The organism is Bradyrhizobium sp. WYCCWR15520, assembly GCF_056174665.1.
Genome location: NZ_JBWBWM010000046.1, coordinates 22,895 through 47,500 on the forward strand (window position 1 = coordinate 22,895; position 24,606 = coordinate 47,500).

The window sequence follows — 24,606 nt, forward strand, 5'->3', positions numbered from 1 at the left end:
GCGAGTTAATTCCCGCCGAGCGTTCTCTTTAGTCCTCTCCAGACGGCTGCAAGCTTATCCCGTGCAAGGCGGGCTATCGACGTGTCGGTCGTGATGATTCGGATGAGGCCCGATTCCCTGTTCGCGCACGCCGCCTCGGCGCGGTCGGCGGTCATCGGGATCACCACCTCGTCTTTCGCCTGATATGACGTGGCGATGCGACTGATCCCCGGAATTCCGTTGGCGCCGAGTTGAACCGCCCTGCATACCTCCCTGGGCGCCGATTGCAGATCGAGGATCCATCCGCGCCCGCTGCGGCTGAGGGCAGCCTCGCCCCAGGGCCATGCCAGTTCGCCATTCCTGATGAACCCAGCCGGAACGGCAACGCCTAGCTGACGCAGCGCCGGCAGGGTCATCTGTCCCTGCGCACCGGCGGGAGCTTTTTCCAGATCGCCGATGAATTCGGCGAATTGTGCGAGCAGTTGATCGATGGGAACAGGCGAGGGCGCGCGGTCGACGGGCGCACGTGCTTCGGCCGCGATGATCCGTATGATGTCCGATTCTGTATTCGAACACGCCACGTCGGCCTGCCCGGCCGTTACCGGAATGCTGGTTTCGTCCCGCGCAGAGGCCGATGCCGCGATGCGGACCACGCCGGGAATATTGTTCGCGGCGAGATAGATCGCCTTACAGGCATCCTTCGGTGCGGAGTACAGGTCCACGACCCACGTCTGTCCGTCGCGCGTCAGCACGACATCGCCCCACCGCGTCGCCAGCCGGCCGTTCCGCACAAACAGCTCGGGCACAGCTACACCGCGTTCGCGCAATGCGCCGAGCTCCAGCGGCCCTCGACCGTTTTCTCCCGCGCGTTGCAGGCTTCCTATCAGTTCGGCCAGACCTGCGATCGTCCGATCGATTGTCGCAACCGTCGTGGATGTCTCGCCTTCGACGGGAATTTCCGCGAACTGCCCGTCGGAGTCGACGACGAAGACCCTGATTCCCTTGTTCACGAGGTCTACGCACTCCTCGGCGACGACGAGCGTAAACGAGTTTGCCTGCCCGCTCACCTCGAGATCCGTCGTCTGGGTGGCACCGCAGATTCGGTCTCCCAGCGCGACCAGGATGTCGCGGGTTTGGCCGTCCTGCGCGCCGCCGTTGATTTGCGCGTCGATGCGCAACGAAAGATGCGGGCTGGCGCGGCTGAAGCGGGTGCCGAACAGATGCACGGCGGCGTTCAGCACGCGGCTAAACCGGAATTCGCCGACATGGCGCCCGACATAACCGCTGAACTTGCCGAACCCGTACAGGTCGGCCATCGATGTTCCCGCTCCAAACCACTCCACGCGGCGTTTCAGGGTGACGTCGTCGCGATGCGGCGTCGACTTCGCCGTCTCGGCCGCCGCCGCCTCGCGAATAGCCTTGAGGAGCGATCTGCCCTGCAGGCTCTCCGGAATGGTGACGCCGAGTTGGTCGAGGATGGTTGGATAGATGTCGACGGTATGCACCGGATCGAGCGATATTCCGCCGCGGCTTTGCCCGGGCAGCTTGATAATCAGCGGAATGGCCTGGACGTCAGGCAAACGAAAGTCGCTGGGATTGCGAGGCTGCTCGCCCGGCCACAAAGAGACCCCGTGGTCGGCCACCACGGCGATGATCGAATGATCGTACTGCCTATTGGCCTTGATCTGGGCCAGCAACTCTCCCAACAGCTTGTCGGCATGCATCGATTGCAGCAAATGGGCCTTGTAGTCATGCATGATCCTGACGTTGTCGTCGCCGAGCTTCGCGTCCTTGCGGTCCTTGAGCGACAGGTAGTCGCCCCATCGAGATTCCCCGTAGGAGCGCCCTGACGGGTAGTGCGACCAGCCATTGTGCGGATAGATGTTGTGGTAGACCGCCAGAAGTGGCTGTTCCGCCCGCGCCAGCGCGGTGACGAACTTTTCGTGATGACGCAGGCCGCGCGGCGACCTGTCACTGTCCTCGCCGAAGCGATTGTGTTGCAGGTCGATCCGCGGAAGGAGCGCGGCGAACTGCGGCGGCGCCACGATGTGCCCAAAGATGATCGCCATATCGAGAGCGATCGCGCTCAGCCTGTCCTGGCCGTCGGGTGCTTCCGTCTGCCAGCCCGGGGGCCTTGCGGGATTGAGGTCAGTTGCGAATTGCAGATCGAGAACGTTGTAGCTTGGGCCGAGCCGGTGAAAAATATTCTCCGGATAGCTTGTGTAGGTCGCCGGCACTTCGTGTTGGCGCATTCGGCCGGCGAGAATCGCGGGTACCGCGGCCTCGGTATGTCCCGACGCGGAACGCGCGTTGGCAAACCATGTCGCGCCGCGGGCGAATTGGTAGAAGTTCGGAAATTTGTTTCGATCGATCAGGCCGTCTGCGTCCAGGATCGTGGTTAGCGGCAGTTCGTCGTAGACGATCAGGATGACGTTGGGCCGGTCGGCGGCTTCGATCTTTTTGGCCGGCGGCACTTCGGAAAACCGGATCACACCCATGCCATGGGCATGGAGCAGCACGGCGGCGGGGAAGATGACCGTCGTCACGGCAAAGAACCTGACAAATCCCTGAATTTTCGGCTTCGTAAACACGAGCGCCGCGAGACTGGCCGATACGATCAGCAGCAGGGCGTATATCCAGAGGGGCATCTCGCTGCGAGCCGTGAACGGCAGGCTGTGCACCAACTGGCGCGCCGCCATCAGCAAAGTCAGCGAGATGTAGAAGCAGAGAGCCAGAAACAACAGCGCGCTGCCGAGATTCCGGTGCAAGCGGTTGCCGAGCCGGACCAATAGCCAGGTGACAAGCGCCGGCACGATGTAGATGAGCAGTATGCAGAGCGTAAACTCGACGCTGCTCATTCTCCAGGCGACGAAAAAATTCAGGGTCCGCCCGGTGACGGAATAGAACGGCTGCGCGATGGCAACGGCCGACAGCGCGAGATGCAGCAGGAACGCGTTTTGCGCACGCGCCGGGAAAGCGCTTTCGGTTGCCGTCACGCTCATGCCGCGCTCGGGGATGGAACCGGTGCCGGTTTCGGTTGAAGCAGATAGATCTGCCTGCGGCCTTGCTTGAGCGGCGCCGCATCGGCGATGTCGAACATCGATGCGGCGATGGATTCGAACTGGTCCTGCGTATAGTCGGGATGCGCCTCTTTCTTGTTCTTCGTCAGGCGCAACGTCATCTCGTCCTCAGGTCCCACGAATTCCAGCACGACCGCCGCATCGAAGTTGCGGATCCACTGTAGAAAGTCCTGCATCGGAATATTCGCCGAGACCACCATGTGATGGATCAGCGCCAGGCACAGGATCAGGTCGGGCTTGCCGCGGCTGTCGAACGATTTCCTTTCCCGGCCCCGCCAGCCCTGGTTCGGCGATACGTTGTTCAGCGGCATCACCAGCGGCGTGATATTGCCCGGCCGTTCCGCCTTCAGGCGGCGGTAGAGCGTGTCGATCGCAAGCTCGTCCTCATCGACGGCGACGACGTGATCTGCATGGCCGCTGCACAGCCGCGCGAACGTTCCCGTGTTGCTGCCGAGATCGTAGACCATCCGCCATCGCTTGCCGCGGACGTGCCGTTCGACGAAGCCCTGCTTCTCGGCAAGCGATGCGTCGTCGTAGGAATGGGTCGTCTCATAGGCCGACCACGCGGTCTCGCCGCTGCTGCGGTCGAGCTTCGCCACCATCCGCCTGATCGATTGGACCATGCGCAGCGTCATCTCGCACGTCTGCCGGACCGGCCATCTTGCCGGCGCGGTGTTCGTGGACGACGTCCGCGCTTCGGCCCGCTTGGCGTGGGCCTGCAGGCGTGCATGCAGGTAGAGATGGGTAAAGACGCCGCGCCGGCAAATGTCGCGCCATGAGATGAATTTAAGCGCCTCCTCGGGATCGACGCCTTCGAGATTGCTCCGCAGCAAATGTGCAATCTGGATGTCGCGATGCGCCTTGAGGAGCAGGGGGATGATGAACATCATGCAGAACTGGCGATATCCGGTCCAGGAGTCGCCGTCACGATAAGGCTCGAATGACGAGACGTCGATGAAGACAGGCTGCTGCCCGCGCCACTGCATGTTGTAGGCGGAGCCGTCCTTCAGCGTCCAGCCGTTCTCCAGCGCTTGCGAGAGCACGTCGAGATGCAGCAGCGCCGCATCCTTCAACATCCAAAACGGCCACTCATAGGGATACGAGATGAACGCCAGCCGCTCGTGCCGCACGACGCCGGCCCATCGGCCGGAGAGCTGCGCCATGATCTCCGGGCGGTCTTCCGTCTCGGTGGCGATGACCGCGCCGCTTTCCACGAGTCGCTGAAAGAACTCCGTTTGCCGGAGCTGATGCCAGTTGGCGGTTGCTTCCGCACTCAGGCTCCGAAACACTGCGCCGTCGTGATAGAAAATTCGATTGCTCGCGTCGCGAAATGAGCCGTGCTCGGGGGTCATGTCCTTCGAATTCTATTGGTCGCGGCGGCAGGTCGTTGCATCGGTTCGAGAGCGAGCTCTCCAGGTCTCGTTTCAGAAAGTCTCGTTTCACGAAGCCGCATCGCCGGCTACGGATGAAGCGATCAATCCTTGGTCCGCCCCGCAGCATCGCCGGCTTCGGGTCGATTCCTGCGGAACAGGGTGGTTGCCTTGTGGAAGTAGCCCTTCAACGTGTAGGTCGTCGCGGCCAGCACGCCGAGGATGGCGGTCAGGAGCATGCTGCCGGAACCCGGATCCAGATAGGCGAAGCTCGGGCCGATCGAAATCAAATAGAACGCACTGCCAAGCAGGGCAGTCCAGGTGATGTTCTTCGGGCTTGCGGTCATTTCCGGCGGCCTTTGACAAACGGTTCGACAGAGAATCACGGATATTGCTGGTTGTAGCGGAAGCGCGAAATTCTACCAAGAAGCGAAACGGTTAGCAATTTCAGACACGGCGCAGGGGATGGCCGGTCGCGGAACCGTGCGCCCCGGGCGAGGCTGCGTCTTCTGCGCCCTCGGCGGAAGGGTGGAACGGATGCTGGTTGTGAAGCATCGCCGCGAGCTGGTGCAGTTGGGAATCGCGGAAACCTTCCGCCTCGATCGCCTTTACGGTGGCTAGAACATAGTCGCGGTTGACGCCGGACTGGCCGTGCCCCTGCAACACGTGGCGCAACTGCTCGGCGAGCGACAGCCGACCGGCATATTGCGCGTGGCCGCGATCGACCACGTAGACCAGCGCGCTGACGCGCTCGCGCGCCTCGTTCTCCAGCCACACCGATCGTTTCACCTCGCGATAGACCGAAGTGACCTGCTCGCGTTCGCGCAAATAGGCGATGGTCGCGGTGCTGTGCTTTTCTGCAACCCGGAAAGCGATGCCGCGACAGGCGCCGCCGCGGTCGAGCCCGAGCACGAGACCCGGCTTTTCCGGCGTGCCGCGATGGACGAAGGAATAGACGCAGAGCGCGCGGTGTTCCCCGATCAGCCGCGCCGGCACCCGTTCGATGAAGTCGAAGCCCGGGCGCCACATCAGAGAGCCGTAACCGAACACCCAGAGGTCGCCTGTCGAGAATTCCGTATCGTTGAGTGTGATCGCGGACATGCCCTTGCACCGCTACCAGAACCGACCGGCAAAGCGAAGTGATTTCAATGCCTTTTGTTGTGGGAAGCGGATGCTTACATTCGCCTCAATCGCTAGCCAAAGGACGCCGCATGCCTGACATGACCCCCGCGCCGCGCCGGCGCCCGCTGTGGCGCCTCTTCATCGCGCCTGCACTGCTCCTTGTCGTTGCCGCGGCGTGGAGCGCGTTCTGGTTCTATGCCGCTTCCGAAGCCGGCGTGCGCGCGGATGCATGGGCCGCGCAGGAGGCAAAGGCGGGACGGGTCTATGCATGCGGCAAGCGTTCGGTGGCCGGCTTCCCGTTCCGCTTTGAAGTCCGCTGCGACGACGCCAGCGTTGCGTTGGTTTCGCAGACCGCCGGAGCGCAGGCGCTGTTCACCGCGCGGCTCGGGGAAATCATGGTTATCGCGCAGATCTATCAGCCGAAATTGCTGATCGCCGAATTCAAGGCGCCGGCGACGCTTTCCGATCGCGGCCAGCCGCCGTCGATGAAGGTGAATTGGACCAACGGCCAGAGCAGCATAGTCGGGTTGCCGGATATTCCACAACGCGCCTCCATCGTGTTCGACAATCCCTCGATCGATCGCATCAACGGTCCCGTGCAGACGCCGCTCGCTCGCGCCGGCCGAGCTGGGTTGCACGGGCGCTTCGTCGAGGGCTCGACGAAAGATCATCCCGTGATCGAAACCGCGTTGCAAATAACAAGCGGCAGCGTGCAGGAGCTGCACCCGCTGCTGGCTGCGCCGTTCGATGCCGGCGTCGAGGCCAAGCTCACCGGGTTGAAGGATTTTTCGCCGAAGCCGTGGCCCGAGCGGTTCAGGGAGTTGCAGGCGGCGGGCGGCCATGTCGAAATCGTGCGGTCGCGCATTCAGCAGGGCGATCTGATCTCGGTCGCCGCCGGGACGCTCAATCTCAATGCCCAGGGGCGGATCGACGGCGAATTGCAGATGACGGTGGCGGGGATCGAGAAGGTGATTCCGGCCCTTGGCATCGAAAAGATGCTGGAGGAGGGCGTTCCGCAGGCAACCCTCGATCGCGTCGCACCTGGCGTCAAGACGCAGGACCTCAACAATCTATTCGGCGCGCTCGACCGGGCGATCCCTGGCCTTGGCAAGGTCGTCAAACAGAACGCCAACGCAGGTGTCGCCGCCGGCATCAACGCGCTCGGCAAGGAGACGGAGCTGGAGGGCAAGAAGGCGCGAGCTTTCCCGCTGCGCTTCGCCGACGGCGCGGTGTTTCTCGGGCCGTTCAAAGTGGGGCAGGTGCCGCCGCTGTTTTGATCGCCGTTATTGTTTGCGGGAATCTCTCCACGTTATTGCGAGCGTAGCGAAGCAATCGATCTTTCCCCGTGCGGAGGTATGGATTGCTTCGCTGCGCTTGCAATGATGGATGAGAGAGCGGAGTCTCCTCACTCCCCCTTCTTCTCCAGCGGCGGATGCGGCCGGCCGAAGTCGGGCGCCGCCGAATCCTGGCCGATCTCGACGATGCCGCGGCGGATGGCACGGGTGCGGGTGAAGTGCTCGAACAGCGCCTCTCCGTCATTGCGGCGAATCGCACGCGTGAGTTTCGACAGGTCCTCGTTGAAGGTGCCGAGCATTTCCAGCACGGCTTCCTTGTTGTTCAGGAACACGTCGCGCCACATCGTCGGGTCAGAGGCTGCGATGCGGGTGAAATCGCGAAAACCGCCGGCGGAGAACTTGATCACCTCCGACGACGTCACCTGCGCCAGCTCGTCCGCGGTGCCGACGATGGTGTAGGCGATCAGATGCGGCAGATGGCTGGTGATCGCCAGCACCAGGTCGTGATGATCAGGCGTCATGATCTCGACCTTGGCGCCCATGCCGGCCCAGAACGCGCGCAGCGTTTCGATCGCCATGGGATCGGCGCCGTCGGGCGGGGTTAGAATGCACCAGCGGTTGATGAAGAGTTCGGCGAAGCCGGAGTCGGGCCCCGAATGTTCGGTGCCGGCGACCGGATGCGCCGGCACGAAATGAACGTTGCCCGGCAGGTGTGGCGCCATTTCGCGGACGATGGCGCCCTTGACCGAGCCGACGTCGGAAACGATCGCGCCCGCTTTGAGGAACGGCGCGATCTCCTGCGCCACCGGGCCGCAGGCGCCGACGGGAATGCAGAGGATCACGAGGTCGGCGTCCCCGACGGCTTCCGCGTTGGTCTCCAGCACGCGATCGACGATACCGAGCTCGGTGACCCGCGCGCGGGTTTTCTCCGAGCGCGCCGTGGTGACGATTTCGCTGGCAAGCCCCTGGGCCCGCACAGCGCGCGCGATCGAGCCGCCGATCAGGCCGAAGCCGATCAGCGCGACGCGTCGGAAAATCGGCGCCGCGCTCACTTGACCGCCACGAAGTCGCGCAAGGCTTCGACGACGAGGCGGTTGGCCTCCTCGGTGCCGATGGTCATGCGCAGTGCGTGCGGGAGGCCGTAATTGTTCAGCGCGCGCAGCACCAGGCCGCGTTTGGTGAGAAACGCATCCGCTTCAGTCGAGGTCTTGCCTTTCTCGGTCGGGAAATGGATCAGCACGAAGTTCGCGACGCTGGGCGTCACCTTCAAGCCGAGCTTGCCAATCTCCTCGGTCAGCCAGTTGCGCCATTGCTCGGTAAAGGCCTTCGACATCTGGACATGCGCGGTGTCCTCGATCGCGGCCACCGCCGCCAGCATCGCCGGCGTCGAGACGTTGAAGGGCCCGCGGATCCGGTTGACGGCATCGACGATGTTGGCCGGGCCGAACATCCAGCCGATCCGCAGAGCCGCGAGCCCGTGAATCTTGGAGAAGGTGTGTGTCATCACGGTATTTTCGGTGGTCGCCACCAGCTCCAGCCCTAGCTCGTAGTCGTTACGCGACACGTAGTCGGCGTACGCAGCATCGAGCACCAGCAGCACATGCGGCGGCAGACCGGCGCGCAGCCGCTTGACCTCGTCGAAGGGTACATAGGTGCCGGTCGGGTTGTTCGGGTTGGCGAGCCAGACCAGTTTGGTCTTCGGCGTCACGCGCGCAAGAATGGCGTCGACGTCGGCGGTGAAGTTGGTCTCCGGCGCCACCACGTTCTTGGCGCCGTTCGCCATCGTGGCGATCGGGTAGACCAGGAAGCCGTGGGCGGTCGAGATCGCCTCATCGCCATGGCTGAGATAGGTGTGCGCCAGAAGATTGAGGATTTCGTCCGAGCCGGCGCCGCAGATGATGCGGCTGGGATCGAGACCGTAGGCGCGACCGATCGCCTCGCGCAGCACCTTTGAGGTTCCTTCCGGATAGTCTTCCAGATGCCCGGCGGCGTCCTTGTAGACGGCTATCGCCTTCGGCGACGGCCCGAACGGGGTCTCGTTGGCCGACAGCTTGAACACCTTGCGGCCCGGCTCGGGCACCGGCGTCTTGCCGGGCGTGTAGGGCGCAATATCGAGAATGCCGGGATTCGGCACGGGGCGGTTCATCTTCAACTCCGGAAATGGCAGGCAGCGTTTAAGGCTTCGCAGACCCGTTCGGGGGCACCGTATAGCGTGTTGCGTGGCTGCCGACGAGGGCCGAAGAACGCACCGAGGCCCCGGCCTGGATCAGGGCGGCTTTGATCTTTTCGAAGCCGGTGCCTGCGTCCGAGACCAGAAGCGCCGCGCCGTCGAAGGCGGTATCGGGCACGGCGACGATTTCGGCGAGCGGGGCCAGCGCACGGGCGACATCGGCGTTCCACCCCGAGACGCGGACGCTCCACATCTCGACTTCCGTCACCATGGCGTCGTCGGCGACCCGCGAGATCACGAACACGGGCAGCGCCGCCGGATGATCGGCGCGTTCGAGGAACGGCAGCCGGGCGATGATCTTCGGCGCGCCATCGGCTTCCAGCGCATTCCACCACGGCGTGCGGCTCGACACCGCCGAGACCAGCGCCAGATCGCCCTTCGATTTCGCCACCGCCTCGACGGCGGCCTGCGCGCTGAAATGGCCGACATAGGGCACCACGAAGCCGAAGTGAAAGCGTGCCGAGTCCCGCATCGCGGGCTCGCCGACCGAGACGTCCGCATGCACCGAGAACGGCGCCTGGACGTAAGTGAAGGTCGAGATGATGACGCGCCAGATACTTTCGATGGTGTCGAGCGGCAGGATGCCGCGATGGCGCCGGACGAGCTCGCGCATCATGCTGGCCTCGCGCGCCGGGCGAAATGCCGAGCCGACTTCCTGGGTCTGCTTCACCTGGATCAGCCGGTCGATAATGTCGCCGCGCGCCATCAGCAGGCGATGGACCTGCTCGTCGATCGCGTCGATCTCCTTGCGCAATTCCTGCAGCGAGGGCGGAGCCGGGGGAGCTTTGGACATCTCAGAAACCTTCAGGGCCGGATCGATCCGAAATCACCGGCAATCATGGCCATTGATTAGAAAAGACGGCCGCTGAAAGCAAAGAGAAACGTCAGATCCGCCATGATCCTCGCAGGGTTAACCATGCGCTGCCTTGACGGGGGACCTGCTTCGGACTAGCTTTGTTCCATTCCGTGGTCATTTGAGCCGGCCGGCTTGCAGCCACGTTAAACAACTCGCTAAACAGGCCGGGGACAGAGTTGATCCCGGCCGAACCTTTCGTTCAGGCCGGGTTTTTTATGGCCTGACTTCTGTCTGGAGCCTCCGCAAGGAGGTTGGTCGTCGATGACAAATTTGCAGTCGGTATCCAGTCCGTCGATTCACAGCGAGGACCGCGCCCACGAGGCCGATCATCCGACTTCGACGGTGGCGAAGTTCGGCGTCGAGCAGCCGCTAAAGCTCGATTGCGGCATTGATCTCGCGCCGTTCCAGATCGCGTATCAGACCTATGGCGAGCTGAACGCCGATCGCTCCAACGCGATCCTGATCTGCCACGCGCTGACGCTGGATCAGCATGTCGCCAATGTGCATCCCCTGACCGGCAAGGCCGGCTGGTGGGAAATCATGGTCGGCCCCGGCCGTCCGCTCGATACCGACAAGTACTTCATCATCTGTTCGAACGTGATCGGCGGCTGCATGGGATCGACCGGTCCGGCCTCGACCAATCCGGCGACCGGCAAAGCCTGGGGGCTGGATTTCCCGATCATCACCATCCCCGACATGGTCCGCGCGCAGGCCTTGCTGCTCGACCGGCTGGGCATCGAGACACTGCTCTGCGTGATCGGCGGATCGATGGGCGGCATGCAGGTGCTGCAATGGACCGCCGCCTATCCGGAGCGGGTGTTTTCGGCGCTGCCGGTGGCGTGCAGCACGCGCCATTCGGCGCAGAACATCGCGTTTCACGAACTCGGCCGGCAGGCCGTGATGGCTGACCCGGACTGGCACCATGGGCGCTATTTCGAACGCAACACCCATCCGCATCGCGGGCTGGCGGTGGCGCGGATGGCAGGGCACATCACCTATCTCTCCGACGCGGCGCTGCATCGCAAGTTCGGACGGCGGATGCAGGACCGCGAGCTGCCGACGTTTTCGTTCGACGCGGATTTCCAGGTCGAAAGCTATCTGCGTTATCAGGGATCGTCCTTTGTCGAGCGTTTCGACGCCAACAGCTACCTCTATCTGACGCGGGCGATGGACTATTTCGATATCGCCGCCGACCACAACGGCGTGCTGGCGCAGGCGTTTCGCGGCATCAAGACCCGCTTCTGCGTGGTGTCATTCACTTCCGACTGGCTGTTCCCGACCTCGGAATCGCGCGCGCTGGTGCATGCGCTGAACGCATCGAGCGCGCGGGTGTCGTTTGCCGAGATCGAGACCGACCGCGGCCACGACGCCTTCCTGCTCGACGTGCCCGAGTTCTTCGACATTTCCCGCGCCTTCCTGGAATCCGCGGGCAAGGCGCGCGGCCTTGACGTTACGGGAGGCTGACATGGCGTTGCAGGAACAGGCCTTGCCGCTCGGCGGCATCGCTCCCGATCGCACCGGCAAGCATCGCACCGATCATCTGCTCGTCGCCGAAATGATTTCGGCCGGCTCAAAAGTGCTCGACGTCGGCTGCGGCGACGGCGAACTCTTGCAACTGCTGGAGAGCCGCGGCATCGATGGCCGCGGCATCGAGCTGTCGCGCGAGGGCGTCAACCGCTGCGTCGCCAGGGGGCTGGCCGTGGTGCAGGGCGACGCCGATACCGATCTCGTCAATTATCCCGACGATGCTTTCGACTACGTGATCCTGTCGCAGACGCTGCAGGCGACGCGGCAGCCGAAGACCGTGCTGGAGAATCTGTTGCGCATCGGCCGGCGCGCGGTCGTGTCGTTCCCGAATTTCGGCTTCTGGAAGATGCGGCTGCAACTGCTCGTCGGCGGCCACATGCCGCGCACCGAACATCTCCCCGCCACCTGGTACGACACGCCGAACATCCATTTCTGCACCATCAAGGATTTCGTCCAGCTGTGCGACGAGATCAACGTCAAGATGGAGCGCGCGGTGGCGCTCGATCTCTATGGCCGCCCGGTGCCGCTGAACCTGCCCTGGTGGGTCTGGAACATGTTCGGCGAGCAGGGCGTGTTTTTGCTGAGCAGGGGCGGAAGCGCGAAGTAGAGAAAGCATGCCGCGGCGGCGGTCCACTCCCTCTCCCGCTTGCGGGGGAGGGCCGGGGTGGGGGTGCTTCCGCATAACGTGCTCGTCGAATGGACAACCTTTTCTCACTGGATCGAGTGCGTCGACTAAGCGAATGGTGGGCGGCTCTCTCCACTCGAACAGTGTGACTCGCGGAGGCACCCCCACCCCAACCCTCCCCCGCAAGCGGGAGAGGGGGCGCATCTCCGCTGCGGCTAAACCTAAACCACCGCCGCCACCAGCGACCTCGGATCCCGCACCGGCCATCGGCCGGCCTCCACCAGCGCGATGAACCGCTCCACCATCTCATTAAACAGCGCCGGCTCTTCCAGATTCAGCACGTGGCCGGACTTCGGAAAGAACGAAAGCCCCGCCGCCGGCAGATGCTGCTTTAAAAACAGGCTCGGTCCGATGCAATTGTCGTCCTCGTCACCGCAGAGAATGAGCGCCGGCGTCGGCACGCGCCGGATCGCCTCCGTCATGGTGTAGATCGACGGGCGCTTGCCTTGAAAGCTGCGCATGGTGTTGGCCGAGCCTCTGGCATCGTGCCGGGCCAGCGCGGCGTAGAAATCGGCGTGGCCGCGCGGGTCCTTCAGCAGAAACGGAATCCGGCTCGGCGCCTCCCGCGTCACCTTGGCGACCTCGACCGAACCGATCGTCTCATACTGCTCGGCATTGGCGACACATTGCGCGCGGAACGCGTCGAGATTTTCCAAACCCGATCCTGCGCCGACCGCAGCGAGCGTCATCGACAGTGCGCGCTCCGGCGCGTTGAGGCCGACCTGTAGCGAGGAATAGGAGCCCATCGACAGGCCGACGAAATGGGCGCTTGCGATGCCGAGGTGATCGAGCACGGCGAGAGCATCGGTGTAAAAATGCTCGTAGGTATAGACGTCGGCCGATGGCGGCACGTCGGAAGGCGTATAGCCGCGCGCCGAATAGGCGATGCAGCGATGGCCGCGCGAGAAATAGCGCATCTGCGGCTCCCAGTTGGTGTGGTCGGCCGCGAACTCGTGCAGGAAGATGATCGGCGTCCCGCTTCCGGCCTCTTCATAGTGCAGACGAACGTTGTCCCTGGCGACGGCGTAAGGCATTTCTGATTCCTCTCGATTTTCTCTTTTTTTCGTAACTTCGTTGCGTGACGAGCAGGCAAAATTGCAATTAATTCTCGGGGCTGCAATGCGGCGGAATCGTTCCATTTTCGCCATCGAATCTTCGCGGAATTACCCCGGAATCGTTTCCGCGCCGCCACATGAAATCTTCCTCTCGTCACATCCCGCAACGCAAAACGCCGCCCGCGTTCGTTCGTAGGCGAACGCAAAGGGGAAGTGGGAGTTCTACAGAGGACTAAGTATGCGTCAGTTGTTTGCGTTTCGCCGGTCGCTTCGTTTCATCGCGCTGGCATTGTGTTCGGCTTCTATCGTCGTATTTGTCACTCCGGCTTCGGCAAGACCTCACCACGGCGCAGGGCGGCACGCCCGGGCCTATCACGCCGGCCATCATGCCAAGCATCACTACGCCTATCGCCACCATCGCCATGCTCTCAGGATGTCGCGCTGGGAGCGCCAAGTCGCACAGACGCAGGCCGGCAGCTTTTCGGATTTCAACCCGAGCTACACGGGCACCCCTCAGATGGTCGCACCCGGCGGCTTCGGTTACGCCAACGCTGACGCATCGCGCAACGTCCGCACCGGCCGCCGTGGCGCCCGGCTCCAACATGCCGAGCGCACGTCACGCTGGGATCGCGCCGTCGCGCGCATGCAGACGCGCGGCCTTGCCGACGCCAATGCGAGCGTCGCCGCGAACGCAAACGTCGCAGCGGATGCAGGCGTCGCTTCGAATGCCACGGTGACGCCCACCGGCGGCGCGATGGCCTCGGGCTACACCTCGTCGAACGTCGTCGCCGAAGCGCGCAAATATCTCGGCGGCAACCCGACCGGGCGCGGCAGCCTGTGGTGCGCGCGCTTCATGAACATGGTCCTGCAGCACTCCGGCTATCGCGGCACCGGCTCCGACATGGCGAGTTCGTTCGCGAAATACGGCCAGCGCGTTTCCGGCCCGCAGGTCGGCGCCATCGCGGTGATGACGCGCGGCCGCCGCGGCGGTCATGTCGGCATCATCACCGGCGTCGACGCCAAGGGCAATCCGATCATGATCTCCGGCAACAACGGCAATCGCGTCCGCGAAGCCCCGGTCTCACGCGGCCGGATCTACGCCTACGTCATGCCGACGAGCTGAGACGGATTGCGACAAACCGTACGCTGGGCAAAGGCGCGCGAGCGCCGTGCCCACCATCGCCCATGAGCGAAGATCATTCGCTCATGGGAGCGGTTCGACCTTCGCCGCCATATCGGGGGCGCGAGTGACGCGGTATGTCGCGTTGCTGCATTTGAGGACCCAGACGGCGCGGTCCGGCTGTGAGCGCTTTCTGTCCCTCGTGGCGCCGAGCGCTTTGTCGCAGGTGAACCCCTGCGTACGAATCTGAGCCGACAGCATTGACTGCGGCGTTTCGGCCGCAACCTGTTGCGCCCGCACCTGCGGGCTGAAAAGCACGGCAGCGATAGCCAGGAGTAACGATCCCGGTGTTTTGCGCATGACCTCAATCCTCCGAACAGACATCCCGCTCGTCTGAGTGCTGAACTATATGGCAAGAACACCGGCGTTGTCTGCTTGGAGTCATTGGCGGTCTTCGGCCGAAGTCACCTTAACGTCCGCTAAGGGCCCGTCGGCCGAGTGGATGTGAGAGCGGCCCGCATCTCGCTGCGCTCATGCGGCTACAGTTTCTCTCATACTCCGATCGCAAGTAGTTCCGGCGCGCGGCCGCTGCATGTGAAGTGCGCCACCTCACGGAGGCTTTGTCTCGTTTGAGCGAGGGATGGTCGAGGCGCGTCCTGGCGCGCCGACCTCTCGGTTTCGTGAGGATGCTTCATGCGCAGCTCGGCATGTAACGATGGAACCGCGCCGACGAAGTCGTTTTCGTAGGTCGACGAAGACATGCTGAAACGAACCGATGGTTTAATGGTCTTCAACCCAAAACCATGGGTGGCTATTGAGGCGTCATTATCACCCTGACTTGTGAGCAGCGATGCGAGCGTCGTGTGTTTCAAAATTTTGGGGCGTCAAGGTTCGCCCGCTGGAGATATTTGAAGGTGCCGTCATGCGCGAAGATCTTGCTTCATCCAGTTTCCTTGCCGTTATCATCGTGAGTTTGATTGTCGTTTGTAGTGGCCTCGTCGCACTTGGAATCTGAAACTGCAGCAAAATGCCCGGCCTCGCGCCGTGCTTGGCACGAAGTGTCATCGCTTGACCGCTGCACGCGTGCTGCTGTTCGCAACATGATCCGCTGCGGTGGAACTGTTTCCAAGTATTTCTATCGGCTGGGCAGTCTGGAGAGATTCTAGCAACCACCCATCGAACTCCGAAGATGCTTGCGTTAGAGCGGGGCATCAAAAAATCATACCGGCCAAGCCGGCAGACCTCGGGGCAATTTCAGGGTGACACCAACAGGATTCGATTCGCTTTCCGCCACTCGACTTCAACTCATGCGAATGATCTGCCTCGGGGCAGTCAGCGGATTAACCCTTCTCCTACCGCCCAGAACCGCACTGGCGCAGTCGGCGCTGCCACCGGTCACCGTGGACGCGCCGCAGCAACGCGCTCGTCAGGTTGCGGCCCAGCCATCCCGCCGCGCTTCGACCACGCGCGGCGCGCGCGCAGCTCGTGCAGCCCGCTCGCCGCAAGCGGTGCCCGCTGCGGCCGCATCGGGTCCCGGTGCCGGCGAACGCGCCAATGGTCCGGTGCGCGGCTTCGTCGCGACCCGCAGCGGAACAGGGACCAAGACCGACACGCCGATCATCGAAACCCCACAGTCGATTTCCGTCGTCACCACCGATCAGATCAAGAACCAGGGTGCGGAATCGGTCGGCGCCGCGCTGCGCTACACGGCAGGCGTCAGCGGGGACGTTAACGGCGGATCGGATACCCGCTTCGGCGGGTTGCAGATCCGCGGTTTCGACATGACCATGCCCGGCCTCTATCTCGATGGCCTCCGGCTGCCAAGCAGCCGCTATGTGCACTTCCTCGGTCTGGAACCCTACGGCGCCGAGCGCCTGGAAGTGCTGAAGGGTCCATCCTCGGTAATGTATGGCGGCAGCGGCACCGGCGGCATTCTCAATTATGTCAGCAAGCTGCCCACGGCCTACCAGTTTGGCGAAGTGTCGGTGTCGGGCGGAAGCTTCAATCGCTACCAGGGGCAGTTTGACGTCGGCGGCCCCGCCAACAAGGAAGGCACCGTATTGTGGCGGCTGACGGGCGTCGTCCGCGACGGCGAAACCCAGGTCGATTTCACCAAGGACAACCGCGTCTTCATCGCGCCCGCGGTGACGTTCAAGCCGAACGACGCCACCACCATCACGCTGCTGGCCAATTATCAAAAGGACACTGCGGGCTGGGGTCTGCAGTTCCTTCCGCCCTCCGGCACGGTATTTCCGAACAACGGCCGCATTATCCCGAACACGTTTTTCGGCGGCGAACCCAATTTCAACCGGTTCGATACCGAACTGGCCACAGCCGGATACTTGCTTTCGCATGACCTCAACGAGGCACTCACGTTCCGGCAGAACCTGCGTTATGCGTGGATGCACAACGAACAGCAGAGCTTCTACGGTCTGGGCTACCTCTCGGCGGCCGACGAAGCGGCAGGTCTGATGTCACGCGCCGGTTCCGGCGGCGCGTCAACCATCAACTCGTTCGCCGTCGATAACCAGCTCCAGGGCAAGTTTGTTACCGGCATCCTGAGCCACACTACGTTGTTCGGCATCGACTACCGCAACACGTCGTTCCGGGACACAGCTTCAACGTATAGCACCGGCAAGATCAACGTGTTTGCGCCTGTCTACACCAACACCTGGACCAACCTCGGCCCTTCTGACGACCTGAACATCAAGCAGTCGCAGATTGGTTTCTACGCGCAGGATCAGATCAAGCTCGGCCGGCTCTCGTTCCTGCTTGGCGCCCGGCAGGACTTCGCCACGACCGACCTCAACGACTTTCTCCTTCGGTCTTCCGCCACCGCCGACGCTTCGGCATTCACCCGTCGCGCAGCGGTGATGTACAATTTCGACAACGGCGTCGCGCCATATTTCAGCTACGCCGAATCATTCCTGCCGGTACTCAACACCAACGCCGCGGGCGAGCTGCTGAAGCCGGAAACCGGCGTCCAGTATGAAGTCGGCGTGAAATATCAGCCGGTCGGGATCAATGCATTGATCACACTGGCGGCCTTCGATCTGACGCGGTCCAATGTCGTCACCTTCGCGCCTCCGACATACACTGCCGAGCAGAGGGGGCAGGTGAACTCGCGCGGCATCGAACTCGAAGGCACGGCCACGCTGACGGAAGGTTTCAACGTCCGTGGCGCCTACTCCTACATCGACGCCGTGGTCACGCAGGATCCCGTCAACGTCGGCAAGGCGCCGACCACCGTGCCGCTCAACCGGTTCGCGCTGTGGAGCGATTATACACTGCAGAGCGGCGCGCTCGCTGGCGTGCAGGCCGGCGGCGGCGTCCGTTATGTCGGCTCGACCTTCGGCGACGACGCCAACACCTTCAAGGTGCCGGCCTCGACCGCGTTCGACGCGCTGCTGGCCTACACCAAGGGCAATTATCGCTTGGCGCTGAACGTCACCAACGTCGCCGACACCCGCTATGTCGCAGCCTGCTACGGCTACACCAGTTGCTTCTATGCCGAAGGCCGCAAGGCGATCGCGAAGCTGACCTATCGATGGTAGGTCGGCTGGCACATGCGCAACGGTTACATCACCGCCGGTCGATCGACCGGAGGTGATGATGTTTCACTGAGGCACCAACAGCACGGGCGCAAGCCATGAAATCGATCTTCGGGCGGCTGCATCGCTGGGCCGGTCTTTTCACCGCCGGCTTTCTGTTCTTTTCAGGCGTCACTGGCGCGATCATCTCCTGGGATCACGCGATCGACGATGCACTGAACCAGGATCTGTTCGACGTAACCAGCAGCGGTCCCGCCATTCCCTCCGTCGAGTTGGTCAAGCTGATCGAGCAGCGCGATCCGCGCGCGCGCGTCGTCCACATGTTCATGACGCCGGAGAAGGGTCATTCGCTGTGGTTCTTCGTGCTGCCGCGGATCGATCCCGCCACCGGCAAGCGCTTCACGCTGGATTACAACCAGATCTTCCTCGATCCCAACACCGGCGCGGAGCTCGGGCGGCGCTACTGGGGCGCGGTGTGGCCGGTGACGCGCGCCAACTTCGTCTCATTCCTCTACAAGCTGCATTACACCATGCACATTCCGGAGTTTTGGGGCAGCGATCGCTGGGGCATGCGCGTGCTTGGCGTCATCGCGATCATCTGGACCATCGACTGTTTCGTCGGTTTCTATCTGACGCTGCCGTCCCGACGCCGCGCCAAAGCGGAGCGGGCGCCGGCCGTAGAGCGCCAACTCGGCCGCGGCTTCTGGGCGCGCTGGACGCCGGCCTGGAAGATCAAGACCTCGGGCAGCGCCTATCGAATCAATTTCGACATCCACCGCGCTTTCAGCCTGTGGACATGGGCGCTGCTGTTCGTCATCGCCTTCACGGCGTTTTCGCTTAACCTGTATTTCGAGGTGTTTTCGCCGCTGATGAAGACGGTGTCGAACTACACCCCGACGCCCTACGAGCAGCGTCCGTACCGGCATCTCGACGACCCGATCGAACCCAAGGTCACGTTTGCGGATATTGCGGCCCGCGCGGCGGCCGACGGCAAGAGCCGCGGATGGACCACGCCCGTCGGCTCGATCAATTATGGCCCGGCCCATGGCGTCTATGCCGCAGCCTTCTTTCACCCCGGCGACGATCATGGCGCCGGCGGCGTCGGCCCGGCGCAGCTCTATTACGACAGCGAGGACGGCCGCCCGATCGGCCAGAGACTGCCGTGGGTCGGCACCGCCGCCGATATCTTCGTGCAGGCGCAATTCCCGCTGCATTCCGGCCGGATCGTTGGATTGCCCGGCCGCATCCTGATCTCGATCATGGGGCTGGTGGTCGCGGCACTGTCGGTGACCGGCGTCGTGATCTGGTGGCGCAAGCGCCGCGCCCGCATCCGCGTGCGCGAGACCGCCGCAACCCGCGCGAGCGCACGCCTCGCGCCCGCGGAATAGCTCTGTCGAACTTTTCGGATCGCTGCGAGCCGAAACCCGTTGCGCGTAAAATCTAATTTTTGAAGCAGATTCAAACTGATTTGGGTCGTCCAGTCGTCCGCGCAAAAATATACCGCTTCCTTTTCACCCCAAATCAGCGGCAATTTTCGCGCGTCTCGTCCCGGCAAGAGGGGCGTATCGCGGTCGTCACGAACGCGGGACGGGATGCGGTGGACGCAAGCAGTGTCGGCGCGCAAGGTGGCTGCAGGGCGAGGTCAACTCGTGAGCGGCTCACGGCGTGCAAGATGACGGCGCTGATTTCCGCCTTCGCTAACGCTCGTCGGGCGGGTACCAAGCCCGGCGAAGCCTCTTGGCGAAGACGGGTTGCGTACGGCAAAACCGTGTGGTCCTGACACCCGTGGCTGGTGCCAAGCTGACGGAGGTTTGTGAAACCCAACCGGGTTTCGATAACCACTAATCCGACAGCGACGGAGGCCAGAGGAATTCGGCTCCGGGGAGACCACGGCATAAGCCGTCAACCCATTGCGCAGGGAATGCCGGACTGCTTCGGCTGTACCTGTATGCTCGTGTGCGCATCTTCTGCACACATTGCACACGAGACCGCGGGTGCTAGCCAGCACCCGGCATTCCCTGCACCCTCGTTGTCGAGGGGAGGAGATGGTTCATGCAAACCTCGGGCGCGGTGCGTCGCGAGAAGGCGAAGTCATATCCACGTCATTGCGAGCGCAGCGAAGCAATCCATTGTCACCACGCATGCGGACGAATGGATTGCTTCGCTTCGCTCGCAATGACGACAGAAATCGCAGGACGGACAATGCCGCCCAAATCCACGTCACAACAACTCGACCTGCTCCGCCGCGATCGTATCGCCGGCACTGATGGTGCCGCCGGTGATCACCTCGGCATAGATCCCGCAATCGGCATGGCCGAGCCGGCGCTGCAACGCCGGCGGAATCGCGAGGTCGCGCTGGGCCGTATCGGGATCGACATTGATGGCGGCGCAGCGGACGATGCGCTTCACCACCTTCAGCCTGACATCGCCAATCGCAAGCGTGCGGTCGAGCAGGTCGAATTCGTGCCAGGCCGGCCAGCCGTCGACGTAGAGATTGCCGCGGAAGCGAAGCGGATGGACCGGTGCGCCGACAATATCCTCGATGGCGCGGACGCTGGCGAGGTTGATGATGGAAACGACCTTGCGGGCGACGTCCGAAAAGCTGTGGCCGGGACTCTCCAGCACTTTCGGCGGCCCCTTGATCTGACCGGCGAAGGCGGTCGCGAAAAAATTCTCGATGGTTCGCCGGCCCTCGGCCGTCGCCAGGTTGCCCTGGGCTGCGATCTCGCCATTTTGGCGAATCGAGAGGACTTGGCTCGCATCGTCGAAATGGGTGTGCAGGCCGGCCAGCCATTCATCCCGCATCAGCATCAGGAAGTGCGGCTTCGGCAGCCATTTCGGCTCGGCCGGGTCGAACCCGGAAGGGCCGTTCTCGATGGCGTAGCGGCGATCGGCCAGCAAGGTCTGTCCGGGCTTCAGCTCGGCGCGGCTGAGCTGCTCCGGGGTCAGGCCTTTGACGGGGTAACGGAAAATCCCGGTGATCCGGGCAGGGGAGGTCGCGTCCATGCGGCTTATTAAGGGATTTCTCCGGCTCGCGCCACAACTCCGAATTTATGGCCGCGGCTCTTCCGTTTTGCCCGGTCGTGCCCACATTTGCGTCAAGCCTGAAAAGCGGGCGACGACCCGCGGCCGGTTGAGGAATGTCAACGCGGTTCGCGGATACCCCAATGAAGATGCCGCAATCATGCCTCAGGGGTGAGGGCGGTAGGCCGAGGGAAGTAAAACCATGAATATTGAAAAATACACCGAGCGGGCGCGCGGCTTTGTCCAGTCTGCGCAGTCGCTCGCCATGCGCGACGGGCACCAGCAGTTCTCGTCGCTGCACGTTCTCAAAGTTCTGCTTGATGATAGCGAGGGGCTGGCCGCGGGTCTGATCGATCGCGCCGGCGGGAACTCCCGCGCCATCCTCAAGGCGACGGAGGACGCGCTGAAGAAGCTGCCAAAGGTTTCGGGCAGCGGCGCCGGGCAGATCTACCTTGCCCCCGACATGGCGCGCGCCTTCGACGCCGCGGAAAAGGCCGCCGAGAAGGCCGGCGACAGCTTTGTCACGGTCGAGCGGTTGCTGCTGGGCTTGACGCTGGAGAAGAACGGCGAGGCCGGCAACATTCTGAACAAGGGCGGCGTCACGCCGCAAAGCCTCAATGCGGCGATCGAAGCGTTGCGCAAGGGCCGCAGCGCCGACAGCGCGACGGCGGAAAACGCCTATGACGCGCTGAAGAAATATGCCCGCGATCTCACGCAGGCCGCGCGCGACGGCAAGCTCGATCCGGTAATCGGCCGCGACGAGGAAATCCGCCGCACCATCCAGGTGCTGTCCCGCCGCACCAAGAACAATCCCGTGCTGATCGGCGAGCCCGGCGTCGGCAAGACCGCGATCGTCGAGGGGCTGGCGCTGCGTATCCTCAATGGCGACGTGCCGGAGAGCCTGCAGGACAAGAAGCTGCTCTCGCTCGACATGGGTGCGCTGATCGCGGGCGCCAAGTACCGCGGCGAGTTCGAGGAGCGGTTGAAGGCCGTGCTGCAGGAAGTCACCGCGGCCGAAGGCTCGATCATCCTGTTCATCGACGAGATGCACACGCTGGTCGGCGCCGGCAAGGCGGACGGCGCGATGGACGCGTCCAATCTGCTCAAGCCTGCGCTGGCGCGCGGCGAGCTGCACTGCATCGGCGCCACTACGCTCGACGAATACCGCAAGCATGTCGAAAAGGACGCGGCGCTGGCACGGCGCTTTCAGCCGGTGTTCGTCTCCGAGCCCACGGTCGAGGACACCATCTCGATCCTGCGCGGCCTGAAGGACAAATACGAGCAGCACCACGGCGTCCGCATCACCGACTCTGCGCTTGTTGCGGCGACCACGCTTTCGAACCGCTACATCACGGACCGTTTCCTGCCCGACAAGGCGATCGACCTGATGGACGAGGCCGCGGCGCGGCTGAAGATGCAGGTCGATTCCAAGCCGGAAGAGCTCGATTTGATGGATCGGGAAATCATCCGATTGAAGATCGAGCAGGAGGCGCTGAAGAAGGAAACCGATATCGGCTCCAAGAGCCGCCTGCAGTCGCTGGAAAAGGAACTGGCGGATCTGGAGGAAAAATCGTCGGCGCTGACGGCGCGCTGGAGTGCGGAGAAGAACAAGCTCTCCGACGCGCAGAAGATCAAGAGTGAGCTTGATGCCTTACGCATTGAACTCGCCAACGCGCAACGCCGCGGCGAATTCCAGCGCGCGGGCGAGCTTGCCTATGGCAAGATTCCGGAACTGGAGAAGCGGCTCGAAACCATCGAGGACAATGAAGACGCCGGCGAGATGATGGAGGAGGCGGTGACCGCCAACCACATCGCGCAGGTGGTGTCGCGCTGGACCGGCGTTCCCGTCGACAAGATGCTGGAAGGCGAAAAGGACAAGCTCCTGAAGATGGAGAACGCGCTCGGCAAGCGCGTCGTCGGCCAGGCCGAAGCCGTGCGCGCGGTTGCAACCGCCGTGCGCCGTTCGCGCGCGGGCTTGCAGGACCCGAACCGTCCGATGGGCTCGTTCATGTTCTTAGGGCCCACCGGTGTCGGCAAGACCGAGCTGACGAAAGCGCTGGCAGAGTACCTGTTCAACGACGAGACCGCGATGGTCCGCCTCGACATGTCCGAGTACATGGAAAAGCACTCGGTGTCGCGGCTGATCGGCGCGCCTCCCGGCTATGTCGGCTATGACGAGGGCGGCGCGCTCACCGAAGCAGTGCGGCGGCGGCCCTATCAGGTGGTGCTGTTCGACGAGATCGAGAAGGCGCATCCCGACGTCTTCAACGTGCTCTTGCAGGTGCTCGACGACGGCCGTCTGACCGACGGCCAGGGCCGTACCGTCGACTTCCGCAACACGCTGATCATCATGACCTCGAACCTCGGTTCGGAGTTTTTGGTGAACCAGCCGGAAGGCGAGGATACCTCGGCGGTGCGCGAGCAGGTGATGGGGATGGTGCGGGTGCACTTCCGGCCCGAATTCCTCAACCGCGTCGACGAGATCATCCTGTTCCACCGCCTGCAGAAGAGCGAGATGGGCCGGATCGTCGAGATCCAGTTCGCTCGTCTTCAGAGGTTGCTGGAGGATCGCAAGATCACGCTGACGCTCGATGAGGCCGCCCGCGACTGGTTGGCCGCCAAGGGCTGGGATCCGGCTTACGGCGCAAGACCCCTGAAACGGGTGATCCAGCGCAGCCTGCAGGACCCGCTGGCCGAGATGATCCTCTCAGGCGATGTCGCCGACGGCGACCGCGTCGTGATTTCGAGCGAGGGCAATGTGTTGACCTTCAACGGCAAGGCAGCCCAAACCGCCGAGATCGCGCAGTTCGAGACGCCGGTGCCGAAGCGCAAGCTGAACTGAGCCAGGCATGAAAGCGAGGATGCATCCCGCTAGATGCGGGAGGCATCCACCCGCCAGATTGTTGGGTCAGGCTTGCTCGGGCGCCGGGCTGCTGCCAACGCGTTCGTCGTCATCCTCACTTGGATCAAGCTCCGAGAGGATGTCGACGAGTTCGCGCACGCGGCCCGTTGCCAGCGGCTTGCCGGCGTTCATCATTGGCTCGTCATTGGCGAGCCAGGCCTGGGCCTCGGCAAGTTCGTCCACGGTGGCGCCAGTTCCAATGATCTGGGCGATGGTCACATCGTCGGCGGCGCCGACCACCCTGGCAACGTCCTCACGCGTCAACTGCATGACGACCTCCATCACTCGGGCCATGCATCACCGGCCGCGGCGGGCCGGCGGCTTTGTCCTGCACATCAACCGGAGACCGCGGACAGAGTTCCGCCAGCCTCAGGCCGCGGCGGCTATTTTTCGCGACCTTGTAAATTGCGTTCCCGATATCCGACGAGAAATAGATCACCCCGCTTGCACCGACGCCGGTCCGCCGGGAGGCAGCGAGCGGTCTGGCAAATGACACTGTCGGTTGCTCGCGTGACCGCTGCCTTCGATCCGACACTCGGCGTGGCGTGAGTATCCCTATCGGATCTTCAAGATGTTATCGAAGGCTCAGCGGCTGACTTCAACGGCTGACCTGGCGCGTCTGCGGCGTGGTGCCGGTGGCCTCCGAAACCCGCGCCGAGCTGCCGCGATTGTTCATCTGGGTGTCGAGCCGGTCGCGCTCTTTTTCGAAATTCGCCAGCATTGAGCCTTCGAGCGAGCGGCCGCGCGGCAGCTTGACGCGCATTGGATCGACGAAGCGGCCGTTGACCAGGATTTCGTAGTGGACGTGGG

Annotated in this window: 19 protein-coding genes and 1 riboswitch (1 of these 20 running past the window's edge); of the genes, 7 read left to right on the top strand and 12 right to left on the bottom strand. The window is 63.2% G+C overall.

Annotated elements, in window-relative coordinates:
- Positions 1-5 precede the first annotated feature (5 nt).
- The 4 genes from AC0QUY_RS35630 to AC0QUY_RS35645 form a co-directional block, all read right to left on the bottom strand.
- Positions 6-2,981, bottom strand: coding sequence for a sulfatase-like hydrolase/transferase (locus tag AC0QUY_RS35630; protein ID WP_475390686.1), 2,976 nt, complete (start codon positions 2,979-2,981; stop codon positions 6-8).
- Entirely contained in the window at positions 2,978-4,411 is a 1,434-nt protein-coding gene (locus AC0QUY_RS35635) for a class I SAM-dependent methyltransferase (protein ID WP_475390687.1), read from the bottom strand. Before AC0QUY_RS35635 ends, AC0QUY_RS35630 begins: the two co-directional genes overlap by 4 nt.
- 122 nt (positions 4,412-4,533) lie before the next feature.
- Positions 4,534-4,776 carry a hypothetical protein gene (locus AC0QUY_RS35640; protein ID WP_161850022.1) on the bottom strand — a complete coding sequence of 81 codons (243 nt, stop codon included), beginning with the start codon at positions 4,774-4,776 and terminating at the stop codon, positions 4,534-4,536.
- Positions 4,777-4,876: 100 nt separating this feature from the next.
- Positions 4,877-5,530 carry a gamma-glutamylcyclotransferase gene (locus tag AC0QUY_RS35645; protein ID WP_475390689.1) on the bottom strand — a complete coding sequence of 218 codons (654 nt, stop codon included), beginning with the start codon at positions 5,528-5,530 and terminating at the stop codon, positions 4,877-4,879.
- 110 nt (positions 5,531-5,640) lie between these two features.
- Here AC0QUY_RS35645 and AC0QUY_RS35650 point away from each other — a divergent pair, with 110 nt between their 5' ends.
- Positions 5,641-6,828 (top strand): DUF2125 domain-containing protein, encoded by a 1,188-nt coding sequence (locus tag AC0QUY_RS35650; protein ID WP_475390690.1) that lies wholly within the window; start codon positions 5,641-5,643, stop codon positions 6,826-6,828.
- Positions 6,829-6,956: 128 nt separating this feature from the next.
- Here the strand turns inward: AC0QUY_RS35650 and AC0QUY_RS35655 are convergent, their stop codons facing one another.
- Genes AC0QUY_RS35655 through AC0QUY_RS35665 form a run of 3 tightly spaced genes read right to left on the bottom strand, consistent with a single transcriptional unit; the run spans position 6,957 to position 9,869 of the window.
- Positions 6,957-7,898, bottom strand: a complete 942-nt coding sequence (locus AC0QUY_RS35655) for a prephenate/arogenate dehydrogenase family protein (RefSeq protein WP_475390693.1) — start codon at positions 7,896-7,898, stop codon at positions 6,957-6,959.
- Entirely contained in the window at positions 7,895-8,992 is a 1,098-nt protein-coding gene (gene hisC / locus AC0QUY_RS35660; RefSeq protein ID WP_475390697.1) for a histidinol-phosphate transaminase, read from the bottom strand. The genes AC0QUY_RS35655 and hisC overlap by 4 nt, the downstream gene beginning before the upstream one ends.
- 28 nt (positions 8,993-9,020) lie before the next feature.
- Entirely contained in the window at positions 9,021-9,869 is an 849-nt protein-coding gene (locus AC0QUY_RS35665) for a chorismate mutase (RefSeq protein ID WP_161850017.1), read from the bottom strand.
- A 163-nt stretch (positions 9,870-10,032) separates the two neighbouring features.
- Positions 10,033-10,112: riboswitch (SAM riboswitch) on the top strand.
- Between the two features lie 81 nt (positions 10,113-10,193).
- Between AC0QUY_RS35665 and metX the strand changes: the two genes are divergently transcribed.
- Both metX and metW read left to right on the top strand, forming a co-directional pair.
- Positions 10,194-11,396 carry a homoserine O-acetyltransferase MetX gene (gene metX / locus AC0QUY_RS35670; RefSeq protein WP_475390699.1) on the top strand — a complete coding sequence of 401 codons (1,203 nt, stop codon included), beginning with the start codon at positions 10,194-10,196 and terminating at the stop codon, positions 11,394-11,396.
- Position 11,397: 1 nt separating this feature from the next.
- Positions 11,398-12,066: a methionine biosynthesis protein MetW gene (gene metW / locus AC0QUY_RS35675; protein WP_161850015.1), complete on the top strand. Its 669-nt coding sequence runs from the start codon at positions 11,398-11,400 to the stop codon at positions 12,064-12,066.
- Positions 12,067-12,305: 239 nt separating this feature from the next.
- On the opposite strand, the gene AC0QUY_RS35680 is transcribed toward metW, so the two are convergent.
- Complete coding sequence (locus tag AC0QUY_RS35680; protein WP_161850014.1) at positions 12,306-13,178, bottom strand: alpha/beta fold hydrolase; 873 nt, start codon at positions 13,176-13,178, stop codon at positions 12,306-12,308.
- A 259-nt stretch (positions 13,179-13,437) separates the two neighbouring features.
- Between AC0QUY_RS35680 and AC0QUY_RS35685 the strand changes: the two genes are divergently transcribed.
- A complete protein-coding gene (locus tag AC0QUY_RS35685; protein ID WP_475390700.1) occupies positions 13,438-14,322 on the top strand; it encodes a TIGR02594 family protein in 885 nt (294 codons plus the stop codon).
- 81 nt (positions 14,323-14,403) lie between these two features.
- Here the strand turns inward: AC0QUY_RS35685 and AC0QUY_RS35690 are convergent, their stop codons facing one another.
- Positions 14,404-14,679 carry a hypothetical protein gene (locus AC0QUY_RS35690; RefSeq protein WP_475390701.1) on the bottom strand — a complete coding sequence of 92 codons (276 nt, stop codon included), beginning with the start codon at positions 14,677-14,679 and terminating at the stop codon, positions 14,404-14,406.
- 953 nt (positions 14,680-15,632) lie between these two features.
- Here AC0QUY_RS35690 and AC0QUY_RS35695 point away from each other — a divergent pair.
- Positions 15,633-17,873 (top strand): TonB-dependent siderophore receptor, encoded by a 2,241-nt coding sequence (locus tag AC0QUY_RS35695; protein ID WP_475390708.1) that lies wholly within the window; start codon positions 15,633-15,635, stop codon positions 17,871-17,873.
- A gap of 95 nt (positions 17,874-17,968) precedes the next feature.
- Entirely contained in the window at positions 17,969-19,258 is a 1,290-nt protein-coding gene (gene fsrB, locus AC0QUY_RS35700) for a siderophore utilization protein FsrB (protein ID WP_475390703.1), read from the top strand.
- An 832-nt stretch (positions 19,259-20,090) separates the two neighbouring features.
- Here fsrB and AC0QUY_RS35705 read toward each other — a convergent pair.
- The gene (locus AC0QUY_RS35705; protein ID WP_475390705.1) at positions 20,091-20,876 is read right to left on the bottom strand and encodes an MOSC domain-containing protein; all 786 of its coding nucleotides are present in this window, start codon (positions 20,874-20,876) and stop codon (positions 20,091-20,093) included.
- Positions 20,877-21,096: 220 nt separating this feature from the next.
- On the opposite strand from AC0QUY_RS35705, the gene clpB reads away from it, so the two are divergent.
- Positions 21,097-23,736 (top strand): ATP-dependent chaperone ClpB, encoded by a 2,640-nt coding sequence (gene clpB, locus AC0QUY_RS35710; RefSeq protein WP_161849979.1) that lies wholly within the window; start codon positions 21,097-21,099, stop codon positions 23,734-23,736.
- Positions 23,737-23,802: 66 nt separating this feature from the next.
- Here the strand turns inward: clpB and AC0QUY_RS35715 are convergent, their stop codons facing one another.
- Both AC0QUY_RS35715 and AC0QUY_RS35720 read right to left on the bottom strand, forming a co-directional pair.
- Complete coding sequence (locus tag AC0QUY_RS35715; protein ID WP_475390707.1) at positions 23,803-24,066, bottom strand: hypothetical protein; 264 nt, start codon at positions 24,064-24,066, stop codon at positions 23,803-23,805.
- A gap of 328 nt (positions 24,067-24,394) precedes the next feature.
- Positions 24,395-24,606, bottom strand: the final stretch of a protein-coding gene (locus AC0QUY_RS35720; protein WP_161849977.1) for a M23 family metallopeptidase. Its footprint extends 1,858 nt past the window's final position; the window shows 212 of its 2,070 coding nt (coding positions 1,859-2,070); its start codon lies beyond the right edge, outside the window; it ends in the stop codon at positions 24,395-24,397.